At 45.4% G+C, this 15,278-nt stretch carries 14 protein-coding genes; 10 read left to right on the top strand and 4 right to left on the bottom strand.

From position 1 onward, the window contains the following. Positions 1-31: 31 nt before the first annotated feature. From AAFP11_RS07015 to gmk, 3 genes are all read left to right on the top strand, one after another. On the top strand, positions 32-2,134 hold the full coding sequence (locus AAFP11_RS07015) for a M3 family metallopeptidase (protein ID WP_341736377.1): 2,103 nt from the start codon (positions 32-34) through the stop codon (positions 2,132-2,134). Positions 2,135-2,595: 461 nt separating this feature from the next. Then, the gene (locus tag AAFP11_RS07010) at positions 2,596-2,862 is read left to right on the top strand and encodes a DUF370 domain-containing protein (protein WP_340518650.1); all 267 of its coding nucleotides are present in this window, start codon (positions 2,596-2,598) and stop codon (positions 2,860-2,862) included. 79 nt (positions 2,863-2,941) lie between these two features. Continuing rightward, positions 2,942-3,499 carry a guanylate kinase gene (gmk, locus tag AAFP11_RS07005; protein WP_340518651.1) on the top strand — a complete coding sequence of 186 codons (558 nt, stop codon included), beginning with the start codon at positions 2,942-2,944 and terminating at the stop codon, positions 3,497-3,499. Positions 3,500-3,727: 228 nt separating this feature from the next. Here the strand turns inward: gmk and AAFP11_RS07000 are convergent, their stop codons facing one another. Continuing rightward, entirely contained in the window at positions 3,728-4,462 is a 735-nt protein-coding gene (locus tag AAFP11_RS07000) for a hypothetical protein (RefSeq protein WP_341736376.1), read from the bottom strand. Positions 4,463-4,540: 78 nt separating this feature from the next. Between AAFP11_RS07000 and xseA the strand changes: the two genes are divergently transcribed. Further along, a complete protein-coding gene (xseA, locus tag AAFP11_RS06995; protein WP_341736375.1) occupies positions 4,541-5,710 on the top strand; it encodes an exodeoxyribonuclease VII large subunit in 1,170 nt (389 codons plus the stop codon). Next, the gene (xseB, locus tag AAFP11_RS06990; RefSeq protein ID WP_341736374.1) at positions 5,707-5,934 is read left to right on the top strand and encodes an exodeoxyribonuclease VII small subunit; all 228 of its coding nucleotides are present in this window, start codon (positions 5,707-5,709) and stop codon (positions 5,932-5,934) included. The genes xseA and xseB overlap by 4 nt, the downstream gene beginning before the upstream one ends. Before the next feature lie 107 nt (positions 5,935-6,041). Here the strand turns inward: xseB and AAFP11_RS06985 are convergent, their stop codons facing one another. From AAFP11_RS06985 to AAFP11_RS06975, 3 genes are all read right to left on the bottom strand, one after another. Beyond that, positions 6,042-6,920, bottom strand: a complete 879-nt coding sequence (locus AAFP11_RS06985; protein WP_341736373.1) for an inositol monophosphatase family protein — start codon at positions 6,918-6,920, stop codon at positions 6,042-6,044. 220 nt (positions 6,921-7,140) lie between these two features. Further along, the gene (locus AAFP11_RS06980) at positions 7,141-8,265 is read right to left on the bottom strand and encodes a cupin-like domain-containing protein (RefSeq protein WP_341736372.1); all 1,125 of its coding nucleotides are present in this window, start codon (positions 8,263-8,265) and stop codon (positions 7,141-7,143) included. A 305-nt stretch (positions 8,266-8,570) separates the two neighbouring features. Then, positions 8,571-9,428, bottom strand: a complete 858-nt coding sequence (locus tag AAFP11_RS06975) for a PfkB family carbohydrate kinase (RefSeq protein ID WP_341736371.1) — start codon at positions 9,426-9,428, stop codon at positions 8,571-8,573. A 49-nt stretch (positions 9,429-9,477) separates the two neighbouring features. On the opposite strand from AAFP11_RS06975, the gene rsmI reads away from it, so the two are divergent. From rsmI to AAFP11_RS06950, 5 genes are all read left to right on the top strand, one after another. Then, positions 9,478-10,341, top strand: coding sequence for a 16S rRNA (cytidine(1402)-2'-O)-methyltransferase (gene rsmI, locus AAFP11_RS06970; protein WP_341736370.1), 864 nt, complete (start codon positions 9,478-9,480; stop codon positions 10,339-10,341). 79 nt (positions 10,342-10,420) lie between these two features. Continuing rightward, positions 10,421-11,644, top strand: a complete 1,224-nt coding sequence (locus AAFP11_RS06965; RefSeq protein WP_341736369.1) for a glycosyltransferase — start codon at positions 10,421-10,423, stop codon at positions 11,642-11,644. Between the two features lie 412 nt (positions 11,645-12,056). After that, complete coding sequence (hpxO, locus tag AAFP11_RS06960) at positions 12,057-13,217, top strand: FAD-dependent urate hydroxylase HpxO (RefSeq protein ID WP_341736368.1); 1,161 nt, start codon at positions 12,057-12,059, stop codon at positions 13,215-13,217. A 533-nt stretch (positions 13,218-13,750) separates the two neighbouring features. Continuing rightward, positions 13,751-14,113: a hydroxyisourate hydrolase gene (uraH, locus tag AAFP11_RS06955; RefSeq protein WP_341736367.1), complete on the top strand. Its 363-nt coding sequence runs from the start codon at positions 13,751-13,753 to the stop codon at positions 14,111-14,113. A gap of 110 nt (positions 14,114-14,223) precedes the next feature. After that, entirely contained in the window at positions 14,224-15,237 is a 1,014-nt protein-coding gene (locus tag AAFP11_RS06950) for an aromatic ring-hydroxylating dioxygenase subunit alpha (protein WP_341736366.1), read from the top strand. The last annotated feature ends 41 nt before the right edge of the window (positions 15,238-15,278 follow it).

Genomic DNA, 15,278 nt, shown 5'->3' with positions numbered 1-15,278 from the left:
ACTTTTTTTCAACCTGTTACCAGAAAATTAAATGACTGCAACCGTTACAATGACTGAGAATCCGTTACTAATTGGCAAAGGATTGCCTCCTTTTGAAGCGATCGCGCCAGAACACATTGTCCCTGCGATCGCCCACCTACTGCCACAACTAGAAGCAGAACTGACTGCTTTAGAAGTCTCTGTCAAGCCCACTTGGAGTGGCCTAGTAGAACCTCTACAGGAACTCGGAGAGCGTTTAAATTGGACTTGGGGCATTGTCGGACATTTGATGGGGGTGAAAAATAGCCCGGAATTGCGATCGGCTCACGAAACTGTACAGCCACAAGTAGTAAAATTTTGGAGCAAGTTCAGTCAAAGTAAGCCTCTTTACGAAGCTTTTAAAGCACTGCGGGCCAGCGAAAGTTGGGATAGCCTGGAGTCAGCTCAACAGCGAATTGTAGAAGCTGCTCTGCGAGATGCTGAACTCTCTGGTGTCGGTTTAGAAGGTGAAAAAAAAGAGCGTTTTAATGCCATTCAATTAGAATTAGCAGAAGCTACTACTCTATTTTCCAATCACGTTCTAGACGCTACCAAAGCCTTTAGTCTCACTCTCACCAACAAAGATGAAATTGATGGTTTGCCTCCGAGTTTGTTGAGTTTAGCAGCCCAAGTTGCTCGCAGCGCCGGCGCAGAAAATGCTGATGCTGAAAATGGCCCTTGGCGCATTACCTTAGACTTTCCCAGTTACGGCCCTTTCATGCAGCACAGCACCCGCGCTGATTTGCGGGAAAAATTGTACAAAGCTTTTATTAGCCGCGCTTCTAGTGGGGAATTGAATAACTGGCCCTTGACCGATCGCATTTTAGCACTACGCCAGGAACAAGCTGCTTTGCTGGGTTTCAGTAGTTATGCAGAATTGAGTTTGGCGAGCAAAATGGCTCCCAACGTTGCAGCAGTGGAAGCTTTATTAGAAGAATTGCGCCTCTCTAGTTACAATGCTGCGGTTAAAGATTTAGAAGAATTACAGGCTTTTGCGAAGGCAAAGGGCGCACCGGAATCTGGGAAATTGAAGCACTGGGATGTCACTTTTTGGTCCGAACGACGACGGGAAGAATTGTTTGCTTTTAGTGCGGAAGAATTACGTCCTTATTTTGCTTTACCACAGGTATTGGAGGGGTTATTTGGATTAGTCAAACGACTGTTCGGCGTGACAGTAATTGCTGCGGACGGTCAAGCTCCTGTGTGGAACAAAGATGTGCGTTATTTCCAAATAAATGATGAATCAGGAAAGGCGATCGCCTATTTCTATTTAGATGCCTACAATCGCCCGGAAGAAAAGCGTGGCGGTGCTTGGATGAACGAGTGCGTGGTCCGGGCTAAATTTGTGGAAACGGGTATTACCAAGACGCGCTTACCTGTGGCATATTTGGTTTGCAACCAAAGTCCGCCGGTGGATGGTAAACCGAGTTTAATGACTTTCTTGGAAGTAGAAACTTTGTTCCACGAATTCGGTCACGGTTTGCAGCATATGTTGACCAAGGTCGATTATGCGGGAGCATCTGGCATTAATAATGTTGAGTGGGATGCTGTGGAGTTGCCCAGTCAATTTATGGAAAATTGGTGTTACGATCGCGCTACGTTGTTCGGGATGGCAAAGCATTATGCAACAGGGGAAACTTTGCCAGAACATTATTACCAAAAGCTGTTAGCAGCGCGGCATTACATGAGTGGTAGTGCCATGCTCAGACAAGTACATTTTAGCAGTGTTGATATCGAATTGCACCACCGCTACCAGCCGGGAGGTAGCGAAACTGTGATTGATGTCCGCAACCGGATTGCTAAAATTACTACTGTTTTGCCTCCTCTGGAAGAGGACGCATTTTTGTGCGCTTTCGGACACATTTTTGCTGGTGGCTATGCGGCCGGTTATTACAGTTATAAATGGGCGGAAGTGCTTAGTGCTGATGCTTTTGCGGCCTTTGAGGAAGCCGGTTTGGAGGATGAAATGGCGATCGCCTCTACAGGTAAACGCTTCCGCGATACAGTATTAGGATTGGGTGGCAGTTTGCACCCGATGGAAGTGTTTAAAAGTTTCCGGGGACGGGAACCGAGCACTAAAGCTTTGTTAAGACATAGCGGTTTAGTGGCGGCTTAATCCACTCAGGACATACCCACAGGGGATAAAGAACCCGGTTTCTGTGAGAAACCGGGTTTTGTCGTATCAGTATTATTACGGCTATTATCCATTGAGTATTTGTGGAATTAAGTATGTAATTTTACTTAAAAATAGTGGTTGATAGTTTTTCATGTAGAGTGGATTTTGTTTGGATACAGATAATGCTTTTATTGGCAACTATAAATCGAAAACTTTACAAAATTTTTCAGATATCGGGCAAAATAGCTGCTATTTCTTAAAGTTTTCATAAACAAGGGGGACTATGACTGATGGGGATTTGGGCTGTTTTCTGTCAGTCAGTTTGCGATCGAATCAATCCGGGAGTCGAGATCTAAAAAAGTATTTGACCTGAGTTTGAAAGTGGTAAAAAAACAATATTTGTATATATGATGAGAAATTAGGAATAACAGTCGATCGTTCACCTATACATTCAGCTTTTCATGGATATTCAATTAATTAATATCGGTTTTGGTAATATTGTGTCTGCTAATCGAGTGATTGCGATTGTCAGCCCAGAGTCAGCGCCAATTAAACGGATTATTACCGATGCGCGGGAGCGAGGACAACTGGTGGATGCTACCTACGGACGCCGCACGAGGGCGGTTATTATTACGGATTCAAGCCATGTGATTCTCTCGGCGATTCAGCCGGAAACCGTGGCTAATCGCTTTGTGGTGAGCAAAGAGGGCCAAAGTCGGGATGATTGAGCTTGTGACGGTTGCAATTTGAGCGCCTACAGTCTAGACTGAGCGACAACTTAAATTGTTAAAAGTTTCTATTGTCAACATGAAATCAGGGAAATTAATTGTTCTGACAGGGCCTAGCGGTGTGGGGAAAGGCACCTTAGTTCGATCGCTCCTCATGCGCCATCCCGAACTTCATCTCTCTGTATCGGTGACAACTCGTGGGCCCCGTCAAGGAGAAATTGACGGACAACACTACTATTTTGTCAGTCGCAGTCGCTTTGAAGAAATGGTTGAGGCTGGAGAATTGGTTGAATGGGCTGAGTTTGCGGGTAATTTTTACGGTACTCCCTATTTTGCTCTCCAGCGGGGTATCGAAGCGGGTAAGTTGGTATTGCTAGAAATTGAGCTTGAAGGTGCTAGACAAATTAGAGATAAGTTTCCAGAGGCGCTGCGAATTTTTATTTTACCTCCTTCTTGGGAAGAATTGGAACGCCGTCTGCGGAGTCGGGGTTTAGATTCTGAAAGTGCGATTACCCGTCGGTTGTTACGGGCTAAAGCAGAAATTGAAGCTGCGGGAGAATTTGATTTTCAAGTTATTAATGATGATTTGGAAGTTGCTTTAAAAGGGCTGGAATCTGTTTTGACTGTTGAATGTTGACTGTTTCTTCCCTCGGACCTCGGACTGATGTCAAATCCGTTGACATCGGAATTATTATTTCTCTCTTCTCTTTCTCTGTGTCCTCTGTGTTCTCTGTGGTTTAATCATTCCGATACAACCGGAATTGATCTGACTCGGTTCAGTCAGCGAAGCGGTGCGCGTGAGCCTAGTCGAAGGGTCGAATGGCTCTCTTCCTTCTTCCCTCTTCCTTCTTCCTTCTTCCTTCTTCTATAACCATTTTTCAGTGCGGGCTAAAACTTCGGTACTTTGTTTGATGGCTACACAAATTTTTAAATTCAATTCTAGTGTATTTGATTCCGGGAATAATCTCCTGATTGGTTCAATTTCGCGGGCGGAACAACCCAACATTTCCATATAAGCTAGAGTCCATCCAATGGCTGCAATGTCAGTGATATTTCCGGTACCTTCACAAAAGTGACAGCTAATTCCGGCTTGGGGGCCACACTCAGGACAAACCCAATTGCCGATCGATAAATGTGGCGAATTTGTGCGAGTATCTGATGCTGTTTTTAAGGCTTTAATGTGATTTTGAACTACTTGGTCAAAACTGCGAGCTTGCTTGAGGCGGTAGATGGATTTGCTGTGCGGTACCGAATATTCTGCTGGCTGTTGGGCCGCAATCATTGGTGCTGTTTGCTGTGCTATTCTATGTCGAGATTCCCCTAGATTTGCAGTTAGTTGAATGCCGTAATCCTTTAACTCTTGCCGATGCTCGTTCTGCTGAGATTCTGTCGAGGGAAAGGAGGAATTGGGATCGCCAGTGGTGAAAGATGGTTGAATGCGATCGGCTTCTGCTTGTATGGAGAGGTGATGTTCGATCGCCAGAGACCAAGTTCTTCTGTGTCGAATGTTGCCATATTTTTTGGCTTCTTCCTCAGTAATACCGATCGCCTCCGCCTCTTGGCGCAACATATTCATGGAAGTCATAGAAAGTGATATCATTAATAGATTATTTCCAAACAAGTTGAATAAATCACCTTAGATATATTAGCCTAGATTTGCCTTTAGTTACGACCGTCGATGACTTCAACTATTTCCGACAAAGCTTTATCTGTTGCTCGACTAACATCTTACCTCCAAGACTTGTTAGAGGGCGATCGCCGCTTGCAATCCCTGTGGGTAACAGGGGAGGTCGCCAGCGTTTCCGAACACCCCAGCGGCACCTATTTCACCCTCTGCGATGCCGACAAAAGCGCTGCTATTCGCTGCGTAGTCTGGAAATCTCAGCGGCAAAAATTACTAGAGAAACCCACAAAAGGAGCGCAATTGCTGGTATTGGGAAGCCTCCGGGTTTATAAAACTCGCGGCGAGTACCAGTTGAATGTTTCCCAATCCCTAGACGCTGGGGAAGGCTTACAAGCTTTGCGATTGGAACAATTACGATCGCGCTTGGATGCTGAGGGTTTGTTCTCTCCCGCCAACAAACGCCCACTCCCGGCACACCCAAAAATTGTGGCAGTGGTAACATCCGATACCAGTGCAGCTTGGGGGGACATTCAGCGCACCCTAACTCAAAGATATCCGCGTTTGCAGGTGTTGTTATCGCCCACAGCGGTGCAGGGAGAATCGGCTCCTGCTGAGATTGTTAGGGCGATCGCCCGCGTAGAATTGGATGGTAGGGCTGATTTGATCATTTTAGGGCGGGGTGGGGGTGCTGCGGAAGATTTGGCCTGTTTTAATGATGAGCGAGTGGTAAGGGCGATCGGTAATTGTGCGATTCCGATTATAACTGGTATCGGGCACGAAAGAGATGAATCCCTAGCCGATTTAGTTGCCGACAAGCGAGCTCACACTCCCACGGCTGCGGCTGAACAAGCCGTACCTAATTTAGCAGATATTTACTTCCAACATCGACAGCGAGTCGTCAATTTAGCACAGGTTGTCAGATCCAGATTCCAAAAAGAAGAAAAGCATTTACAACAACTGCAACATCGATTAAAGCGTTTACCTGTAACCTCCCGAACTTTGCAGCAAGCCAGTGGTAAATTGGAAGTGCTGCAACAAAAGTTATCAGCCTTAAATCCCGCAGCAGTTTTGGAAAGAGGTTACGCTGCGGCGATCCAAAGTGATGGTACGATCGTCCGTACCACCGAGGGTTTAGTGTTGGGAGAGGAATTGACGCTGAAATTGAGTCGGGGCGTGGTGAAAGTTAAGATTGTAGAAATATTGGATGCGACAGAAAAGTTATGATTAATTCGCCCTTGCGTCAGTCAGACTGGAATTATGAAGAAACAGTCGATCGCATAGAAGCAATAATTGAGAGAGTGGAATCGGGAGAATTGCCTCTGGAACAGGTTTTCGAGGAATTTTCGATAGCTGTCGAGTGTTTGCAGGAGTGCGAAACTTTTTTGGCGCGGGGAAAGGAGAAAATGGATTTGTCGATCGAGATTTTAGAAGATGAAATAGATTTTTAGGAGTTCTTAATAATCTCCCAAAATATCGTAATCGCCATGAGTCCCTATCCCAAACCCAACAATACCTTATATTGATAATATAAGGTATTTTCTAAAGGCGATCGCACTTATTTCAAATCCATATCTATCCCTGCTAAAATCGCCTCAGCTTCCCCGCACAAAGCCGCGTGACAGCAACCGTTACTAGCCAACAATCCCCCCCACTGACTCACATCTCCCCGGTTATATTGCAAAGCAGAACCGTCAAAACGAGTAAATCGGCCCCCCGCTTCCGTCAAAATCAATTCCGGTGCCGCCAAATCCCAATCTTTAGGCGCAGACTTTCCCGACAGCGCAATATAAACATCAGCCCTTTGTTCCACAATTGTCGCAACTTTACAGCCAATGCTACCGACAGCTAGTTGATTTTGACAAGGCAGTTTATGCAATAATTTATTAAAGCGATCGTCCCGGTGACTGCGACTGGTTACTATAGATAAATCCGCCACTATATTGCGCTCAGAAACCTGCAACTTTACCGTAGAACCATCTCGACTTTCCACAAAAGCACCAGCATCTTTGATGGCGTAAAAAATCTTTTGTTGTTCCGGCCAAGCCACCACTGACAAAACAGGTCTTCCCTGGTATGCTAAAGCAATATGAACTGCAAATTCCCCTGTCCTATCAATAAAATCCCGCGTTCCATCCAAAGGGTCAATAATCCAAACCCAACTTTGAGGTAAGGGAATTTGCCCGTGAATTTCTAAATAAGCTTTGTAAGTTTCTTCGCTAAGATACCCAAATTCTGCATTCCCTAAAGCTGATTGTAATTCAGCGAGAATGTAACTATTGACAGCGACATCGGCGGCGGTGACTGGCCCATCTTTTTGTTCTTGGATGTCGAGGTTGGGAGTCTGGGAATCCTGGCGATAATAGGATTGTAGGATATCTGATGCACCCCAGGCGATCGATCGCACAATTTCGCTTAATTCTTCGAGATTTTTCATCCTCAAACTTCCCCTAATATTAGCTTAATCATACTCGTTAATCATACTCGTTCCCAGGCTCTGCCTGGGAATGCCTACCCGGAGGCTCTGCCTCCTTCTTCCTGTTAGTATAATCCGAGGCAGAGCCTCTAGATATGCGTTACTAGGCAGAGCCTAGTAACGAGAGAAACGAGAGAAAACGCCTCCTGTAGGGGCGGTGCTCCGTGCCCGCCCCTGAAAATTACCAATTAATATGAGGATATTTCCACTCATAATAATTGGGAAATACAAAATTAGTAAACGAAACCGAAATACTCACATCCAAGGATTTTACATGATGCCACCAACCCACAGGAATAAAGATAGCTTCTCCCGGTTCCAAAATCACTTCAATGATTTTCGCCTCTCTGTAAAGAGGATACTTTTCATAGTCGGGATTTTCGCCATCAACCTTACTAAAAACACCCACATGATTGTAAAGCAGAGGTGTTTGTTGGGGACAAATTAATTTAATTAATTTCCGACCCGAAACTTGCGCTAAAATTAAATTAACTGGGTCATGATGTAGGGGCGTAATCGTACCTTTTGGACCAAACCAAAAGAAAACTCTGCCGCTTGTTTCCGCAGGATTTAAGTATTCTGGGAAAATTTCGATGTCATTGAATAGAGGTTTGAATTCCGCTCTTTCCAGAGTTTGGTTGTTAGCAACCATGTAGCAGTCATTGGTGGGGCCACCATTGACGACCATATCCACGTATTCGCGGAATAATACAGTTTTTTTGTGATTTTCGATCTTAATTTCGTAATCTGGGTCAGAGTTCCGGTTGACTTGAATTTGCACCTCTGCATCGCCGTATTTTTGCTGCAAATACTCCGGTGTCCACAACTGCAACGCTTTCCAATTGTGCATGATATTGGTAATAATTACTGGCGTATTTTTGGCGTAGTAATTTTCTAGGAAATATTCTCGCGAAAGGCTGCTTTTACGTTCGATTGTCCCGTATTTTGCAGACAGGGATGCTAATTGATTGTTAATGCTAAGTTGGGATTCTAATTTCTGCAATAACTGCACGTATTGATTACCTGCTTGGAAGTAGGGGTGAGAGGATATTTCCCGGACTTCTGCTGTGGCTGTTTCTGCATCTATACCGGTACTTACTAGGGCTTGAATGATTTCGGCATCGGGTTTATTTAATAATTTGTTGGCTGCTACCCACTGTCTCATGTTTTCGGGTACTTCTTTTTTGCTTGGAGTAAGTAGATTTTGCAGGTTTTGCGTCAGCCATTCTAGATTAACCTGCTGTTGGTCAGTCATGGTAATCCGCAAAGGGGGAAGTGTGATGGTTAGGGGTTGGGTATCAGGCATGATTTTGGTATGTTGTTTTGGGACTAAGTATAGCAATTTTATCGAACCGCGAAGGCGCAAAGGGCGCAAAGGAAGATTGGGATGAAGTTTACAATTTTTGCATGATTCGGGTATGTTGTTTTGGGACTAAGTATAGCTATTTTAGCGAACCGCGAAGGCGCAAAGGACGCGAAGGAAGATTGGGATGAAGTTTACAATTTTTGTCGGGGTTGTTTTTATGATTTTAACTTAGGGAGTGTTGTCTGTTAAAGTTTTCTGGCTGGGAGTGGTTTTTCCCGGATGTTTTGGTAAGTTTTACTTGAAGATTAACTGTTTTTCATCCAGCTACGGGTTCCGAATTGTTGGCAGGAATCCCCAGCGATTTTGGCGGCTGAGCTGAGACTGTCTGTAAAGTTTTTTTGCAGAATGTAGTGACAAAAAGCTCCGTGAAAAATATCGCCAGCACCTAAAGTGTCTGTGGCTTGAATTGGAGGTATTTCTAGACTGCCATAGTTGCCATTTCTGAGGTATAAAATCGGTTTTTCGCCACGAGTGATGGCAATATTTGGAATTCCGGCTGCTGATAAGTAAGCAAACACTTCTTGTGGGTTGTAGCAGTTGGGTGGATGAAAATTATCGGAGCATATAGCCCATTCGATAAATGGTAATATTTCGTCTAATCCTGGTTTCCAACTGCCTCCGTCGAGTACCATTGGGATGTTCTGGGACTTGGCAATTTTAGCAATTTGTGTGCTGGCTAATATTTGGTGTCCGTCTATCAGGACAATATTAACTGATGTTAAAATATCTGGGTTAATTGTTTGAGTGTCAACCTGGGATTTTGTAGCATTAATCGAGATTACCGATCGCTCTCCGGTTCCTTGAGTTACAATAATTGAAGAAACTGGCGGTGGGTCCGATCGCCTCAGTCCTAAATCGATTATCCTCACATTATACTCAGCCAGGTCATTTTTAATTAATTGGGCGATCGCATGAGTCCCCAAAACCCCAGCCCATATCGCCCTATTCCCCAAATAACCAAAAGTCACCGCAGCATTCGCCGCCGGCCCGCCCGCTGCAATGGTACAATCGGAAGCAACAACTTTTTGATTTTCTCCCGGAGGCTGCTGGGCCAAATAAATTAAATCCAAAGTCCCCAATCCCAAAAACAATCCCGTTTTCATATCTGCGTTAATCCGCGTTTACCTGCGGTTAAAAAATCTACATCTTAAAATGCAAGCAAATCCCCATACAGGAACACTTTACATCGTCGGAACCCCGATCGGCAACCTGGAAGACATGACTTTTCGCGCCATCAAAATTTTGCAAGCAGCCGACTTGATTGCCGCCGAAGATACCCGCCACACAGGTAAACTTTTACAACATTTCCAAATCACCACTCCCCAAATCAGCTATCACGAACACAACCGACATCAACGACTTCCCGAACTCATCGACAAACTGCTTTTAGGCAAAGATATCGCCCTAGTTACAGATGCTGGAATGCCCGGAATTTCCGACCCTGGTTCCGAGTTAGTCAAAGCTTGCGCTGATGCTAACATTAACATCATCCCCATTCCCGGAGCCTGCGCTTGCATAGTAGGAATCAGTGCATCAGGATTACCCACCGACAGATTTGTGTTTGAAGGTTTCTTGCCAGCGAAAGGTCAAGAACGCCAACAAAGTTTAGAAGCTTTGCAAATAGAATCCCGCACCATTATCTTATACGAATCTCCCCACCGATTGCGACAAACTTTACAAGATTTAGCAAATGTCCTGGGAAGCGATAGACAGATTGTACTGGCGAGGGAATTGACCAAGATGCACGAAGAGTTTTGGCGTGGTAGTATCGAAAGTGCGATCGAACTTTACACAAATAATGAACCCAAAGGAGAATTTACCCTCATCATCGGCGGCCTCCAAACAGCAGCCCCAGTATTCTCCGAAGACGCCATCAAAGCCGAATTACAAACATTAATCAGTGAAGGAATCAGTCGTTCCCAAGCCAGCCGCCAACTAGCCCAACAAACATCCCTCCCCCGCCGCCAAATCTACCAACTCGCCCTCACACTAGACGACAACCAATCACCAGAATAAACATCGCTTCCTCCCCTCTGCGCCCTCTGCACCCTCTGTGGTTAAATAAAAAAAGCCAGACAATCATACTAAAAACTATATGGTACGCGGAAACTACGATCGACAAAAACCATATTTAAGCAACCCCCACATCAACAAACCAATCGCCGAGATTTATGCAGACTTAGACGCCTTTAGCTGGGAAATATTCGAGGATCAACCTCACCGCTTCGATACCGTCAGCTTTTACGTCTTACTTCCCCCATTGTTTTACGAAGGAAAATTCATCAAAGGCATTTACTTCAGCGAAGGAGTCGAACTCATCAAAAAACTCTTTCCCCAACTTGAATCAGTATTTTTTGCCTTTACCTATTCTCCCGGAATCTCCTATTCTTGGGCCCCCGTAGCCGAGGCATATTCCAGCTTGTACAAAAACCCACAGCGCGAGAAATGGTTTCGCGAAACTTATCCCGATCGCGCCCACAAACCAATCATACCACTACAAGACACCGACTTCATCAACGAATACCTAATTTCCCCGCGAAATGTCCCAGAAAAAGACATCGACTTACTCGCCGTCGCCCGCATCTCCGAAGAAAAAAACTTACCCACAATCGCCAAAGCCTTAAAAATTTACCGCCAAAAATACCCGCAAAAACCCATAAAATTAACAGTTGTCAGCGGACACGATTTTGATGCAAACAATCTCAAAACCCTCGACGAGTACGCCTTAAAAGAATGGCAGCAAGTCGAGACAATTTTAGGTAATCCCTCAGACTACATCAACTTACTGCCGAGAGTTGACTACTACAACGAAATGCCTCTGTATTATTCGCGATCCAAAGCATTTGTTCTCGGTTCCCTCCTCGAAGGAAAAAACCGAGGCATCACCGAAGCCATGAGTTGCAACGTTCCCGTAATTTGTTTCCAAGAATTCAACCAATATGCCAGAGGAGACTCTCCTGTTTTCCCCAAAGGTGCAGGGCTTTATGCTAAATTCGATCCAGAATCTTTAGCTGATACTATATATACAGTATTAGAAAATCGGACAGAATTCAAGCCACGATATCAGTATTTAAAGCATTCCGGGCGAAAGAACTTTTTCAATACTTGCATTGACAGTTTCCCTTACTATCAGCACAACATTCCCGACTACAAACCCGGAGATGTTGTTAACAATTTGTGGCTGGATTTAGCAGTTCAGCAAAACTATCAAGTTAGCTTGAATAGCTTCTTGTACGGAGGTTCACATCTTTCGCACCTGCGCGGGATAAATGCGATTCAGCAACATCTCGGCGAGCTCACAAAGTTTATAGCTGAGTAAGATACTGAAAGTTTATGAAGTAGGGACAAAGGCTTTCCCCCATTGGTATCAACTTAAGCCTAAAACCCTTAATAAATATCGCTTTTACCTAAGTCTAGATCCCCCTAAATCCCCCTTAAGAAGGGGGACTTTGAGAAGGATCTTGTTCCCCCCTTCTTAAGGGGGGTTAGGGGGGATCTGAGTTTAATGGTCAAACAGCAATCTGTGACTGGGTTTGAACTTAGGTTGACACCAATAGCCGATCGCAATTTGTCTAAAACCGCATAAATTAGTAATTTACGATACAGTCACGATCGCATTTATGGCATTATAAAATATAGTGAGTTTCAAAGTGGCGATCGACGGAAAACAAGATTTATTTAATTGCGATCAATTCTTGAAATAAAATTTCATTCAGCAGGAAAAACAGAGAATGCACGACTTGAAAGTTATCATCATCGGTGCGGGAATTGGCGGCTTAACTGCTGGAATTGCCCTCGAACAAGCGGGCTATGAAGTTGAAATTTACGATCGCGTCAAAGAACTGCGCCCCGCAGGTGCCGGCATCTCCCTGTGGTCGAACGGAGTCAAAGTTCTCAACCGCCTCGGCTTAGGTGAAAAAATGGCAAAAATCGGCGGTCAAATGGAGCGCATGGAATACCGCACCAAAACCGGCGAACTCCTGAATGACATTGATTTAATGCCGTTAATTGAACAAGTTGGTCAGCGCCCCTATCCCGTTGCACGCCGGGATTTGCAAAATATGTTGCTAGCAGCATTTAAGGGAGAAGTCAAGCTCGATCGCAAATGTATCGCCGTAGAAGAAGATGAAAACAAAGTAACAGCAATTTTTGAAAATGGAGACAAAGCTCATGGCGATTTATTAGTGGCTGCTGACGGCGTGCGATCGATTTTGCGTACCTATGTATTGGGCTACGAAGTAGAGCCGAAATACGGAGGTTATATCAACTGGAATGGGCTAGTCCCAGCCGATGCAGAACTCGCGCCGAAAAACACTTGGGCGATATATGTCGGCGAGCACAAACGGGCATCAATGATGCCAGTTGCGGGTGATAGATTTTACTTTTTCTTAGATGTTCCCTTACCCAAAGGGATTCCCGCTAATCCCGATAATTACAAAACGGAACTCAAAGAACACTTTAAAGGTTGGGCAGAACCCGTACAGTTGCTGATAGATAGGTTAGATCCCGCAGCAGTGGCGCGGCCGGAAATTCACGACGTAGGGCCGATCGACCATTTCGTTCGCGGTAAAGTAGCTTTGCTGGGAGATTCCGCCCACGCCACCTGCCCGGATCTCGGCCAAGGAGGCTGTCAAGCCATGGAAGATGGGCTGGTACTCAGTAACTACCTTTTGAGTACAAATTTGGGGGTAGAATACGCGCTCAAACGTTACGAAACCGAGCGCAAACAGCGAGCCAATGCCGTTGTCGAAAAAGCCCGACAGCGCGCGGAACAAATACATGGCAAAGATCCCATAGTCACAGAAAAATGGTACGCACAATTAGCCTATGAACGACCAACTGATGTCACAGATGCGATCGCCAAAGTCATCTCAGCCGGCCCGTTACACTAATAGAAACTAGCGCCCTTAGTCTGGTTCCCAGGAAGAACCTTAGTCTGGTTCCCAGGCTCTGCCAGGGAACCCATATCCAGAGGCTCTGCCTCGCTTTAACTGGTTCCCAGGCTCTGCCAGGGAACCGATATCCAGAGGCTCTGCCTCGCTTTTAAAACAGCAAAAATGGAGGCAGAGCCTCTGGATCTGCGTTACCAGGCAGAGCCTGGTAACGAGTTGAATATCCAGAGGCTCTTAACTGGTTCCCAGGCTCTGCCAGGGAACCGATATCCAGAGGCTCTGCCTCGCTTTTAAAACAGCAAAAATGGAGGCAGAGCCTCTGGATCTGCGTTACCAGGCAGAGCCTGGTAACGAGTTGAATATCCAGAGGCTCTTAACTGGTTCCCAGGCTCTGCCAGGGAACCAATATCCAGAGGCTCTGCCTCGCTTTTAAAACAGCAAAAATGGAGGCAGAGCCTCTGGGTCTGCGTTACCAGGCAGAGCCTGGTAACGAGTTGACGAGTAGAAATTAGCAGTTAATCAATCATTCAATAATGTCAGGAAAACTTACTACTCACGTTCTCGATACAGCCCGCGGGTGTCCGGCAGCAAATATGTCGATCGCCCTGCATTCAATTGACCCAAAATCCGGCGCAAAAACCCTGTTGAAAACTGTAACAACGAATGCCGACGGCCGCACGGCAGCCCCGTTACTATCAGAAAGCGAACTCAAACCAGGAGTTTACGAATTAGTCTTTTCCGTTGGCGAATACTTCGCACAATACACGGAAAATTTGCCCGATCCGCCGTTTTTAAATAGCATTCCGATTCAATTCGGCATCGCCGATATCACCGCACACTATCACGTACCTTTGCTAGTTTCTCCTTGGTCTTATAGCACCTATCGCGGTAGTTGAATAGAGGGAAGAAGGAAGAGGGAAGTTGAGAGTTGAGAGTTGAGAGTCGATCGATTGGTAGGGGCGGTGCCCCCGTGCCCGCCCTCATAGTTGTTAGTATAGGAGAAATTATGTTAGTCACAAAGCAACGTGTTTTTAAACAATTCTGGTATCCAGTAATTCGCACCGCCGAATTGTCCGGCGAACCAAAAGCTTTTGAACTATTAGGAGAACCCATAGTTTTGTGGTTAGATTCCCAAGGTAAACCCGCAGCAGTTGAAGACAGATGCTGTCACCGCACAGCCAAACTTTCCCTCGGAAAAGTTGTCGATGGTAACATTTCCTGTGCCTACCACGGCTGGACATTTAACTCATCTGGAACCTGCGTTTGCGTTCCGCAGCAGCAAAAAGACACCATCTCTCCCAACTACAAAGTAAAAGCATACCAAACGTGCGATCGCTACGGATACGCTTGGGTTTGTCTGGGAGAACCCCTAACAGATATTCCCGATATTCCCGAAGCTTCAGACCCCAACTACCGCCAAATTCACGAATTTTACGAACCCTGGAATTGCGCGGGATTGCGAGTAATGGAAAATGAATTAGACATGGCTCATCCTACTTTTGTGCATACCACAACCTTCGGCAGCGAATCACATCTTACACCGGATGTAATGGAATTTCAAGAAACAGAATGGGAACTACACTATCACAGCATTTTAGGTGTAGTCAATCCCGCCCAGCAACAGCAAAACTTAAAAATGGAGGAAAAGGAAACCGTGCGGACAATCGATGGAATTTGGTTTATGCCATTTACCGTCAAACTCAGGATTGTTTACCCAAATGGACTCGTTCACATCATTGTCAATACCATGACTCCGATTAACGATTCCACTTCTCAAATGGTGCAATTTTGCCTCCGCAACGACACCGAAACAGATGCCAAAACCAGCGACATTATTGCCTTCGATCGCGCCGTTACATTAGAAGACAAACGCATATTAGAAACAACCGATTGGGACGTACCCCTCGACATCAACCAAGAACAACATATGCTGACAGATAAGCCGGGAATTATCATGCGCCGCAAAATTGCAGCACTCCTAAAAGCCCACGGCGAAACAGAACAAACTAAAGTCAGTTGACAGTTGACAATTGACAGTTGACAGTTAACAGTTAACAGTAG

The sequence above is a fragment of the Microcoleus sp. CAWBG640 genome, assembly GCF_020883015.1.
GTDB classification, from domain to species: Bacteria; Cyanobacteriota; Cyanobacteriia; order Cyanobacteriales; family Microcoleaceae; genus Microcoleus; species Microcoleus anatoxicus.
This window is presented reverse-complemented; position numbering and strand designations above follow the sequence as displayed.

What these genes read in the sequence shown, in the direction of transcription:
- AAFP11_RS06975 (WP_341736371.1), bottom strand. Translation starts at nt 9,428, where the DNA reads ATGAAAACGGGATTGTTTTTGGGATTGGGGACTTTGGATTTAATTTAT.
- AAFP11_RS06980 (WP_341736372.1), bottom strand. Translation starts at nt 8,265, where the DNA reads ATGCCTGATACCCAACCCCTAACCATCACACTTCCCCCTTTGCGGATT.
- AAFP11_RS07000 (WP_341736376.1), bottom strand. Translation starts at nt 4,462, where the DNA reads ATGATATCACTTTCTATGACTTCCATGAATATGTTGCGCCAAGAGGCG.
- rsmI (WP_341736370.1), top strand. Translation starts at nt 9,478, where the DNA reads ATGCAAGCAAATCCCCATACAGGAACACTTTACATCGTCGGAACCCCG.
- AAFP11_RS07015 (WP_341736377.1), top strand. Translation starts at nt 32, where the DNA reads ATGACTGCAACCGTTACAATGACTGAGAATCCGTTACTAATTGGCAAA.
- xseB (WP_341736374.1), top strand. Translation starts at nt 5,707, where the DNA reads ATGATTAATTCGCCCTTGCGTCAGTCAGACTGGAATTATGAAGAAACA.
- AAFP11_RS06950 (WP_341736366.1), top strand. Translation starts at nt 14,224, where the DNA reads ATGTTAGTCACAAAGCAACGTGTTTTTAAACAATTCTGGTATCCAGTA.
- gmk (WP_340518651.1), top strand. Translation starts at nt 2,942, where the DNA reads ATGAAATCAGGGAAATTAATTGTTCTGACAGGGCCTAGCGGTGTGGGG.
- xseA (WP_341736375.1), top strand. Translation starts at nt 4,541, where the DNA reads ATGACTTCAACTATTTCCGACAAAGCTTTATCTGTTGCTCGACTAACA.
- uraH (WP_341736367.1), top strand. Translation starts at nt 13,751, where the DNA reads ATGTCAGGAAAACTTACTACTCACGTTCTCGATACAGCCCGCGGGTGT.
- AAFP11_RS06965 (WP_341736369.1), top strand. Translation starts at nt 10,421, where the DNA reads ATGGTACGCGGAAACTACGATCGACAAAAACCATATTTAAGCAACCCC.
- AAFP11_RS07010 (WP_340518650.1), top strand. Translation starts at nt 2,596, where the DNA reads ATGGATATTCAATTAATTAATATCGGTTTTGGTAATATTGTGTCTGCT.
- hpxO (WP_341736368.1), top strand. Translation starts at nt 12,057, where the DNA reads ATGCACGACTTGAAAGTTATCATCATCGGTGCGGGAATTGGCGGCTTA.
- AAFP11_RS06985 (WP_341736373.1), bottom strand. Translation starts at nt 6,920, where the DNA reads ATGAAAAATCTCGAAGAATTAAGCGAAATTGTGCGATCGATCGCCTGG.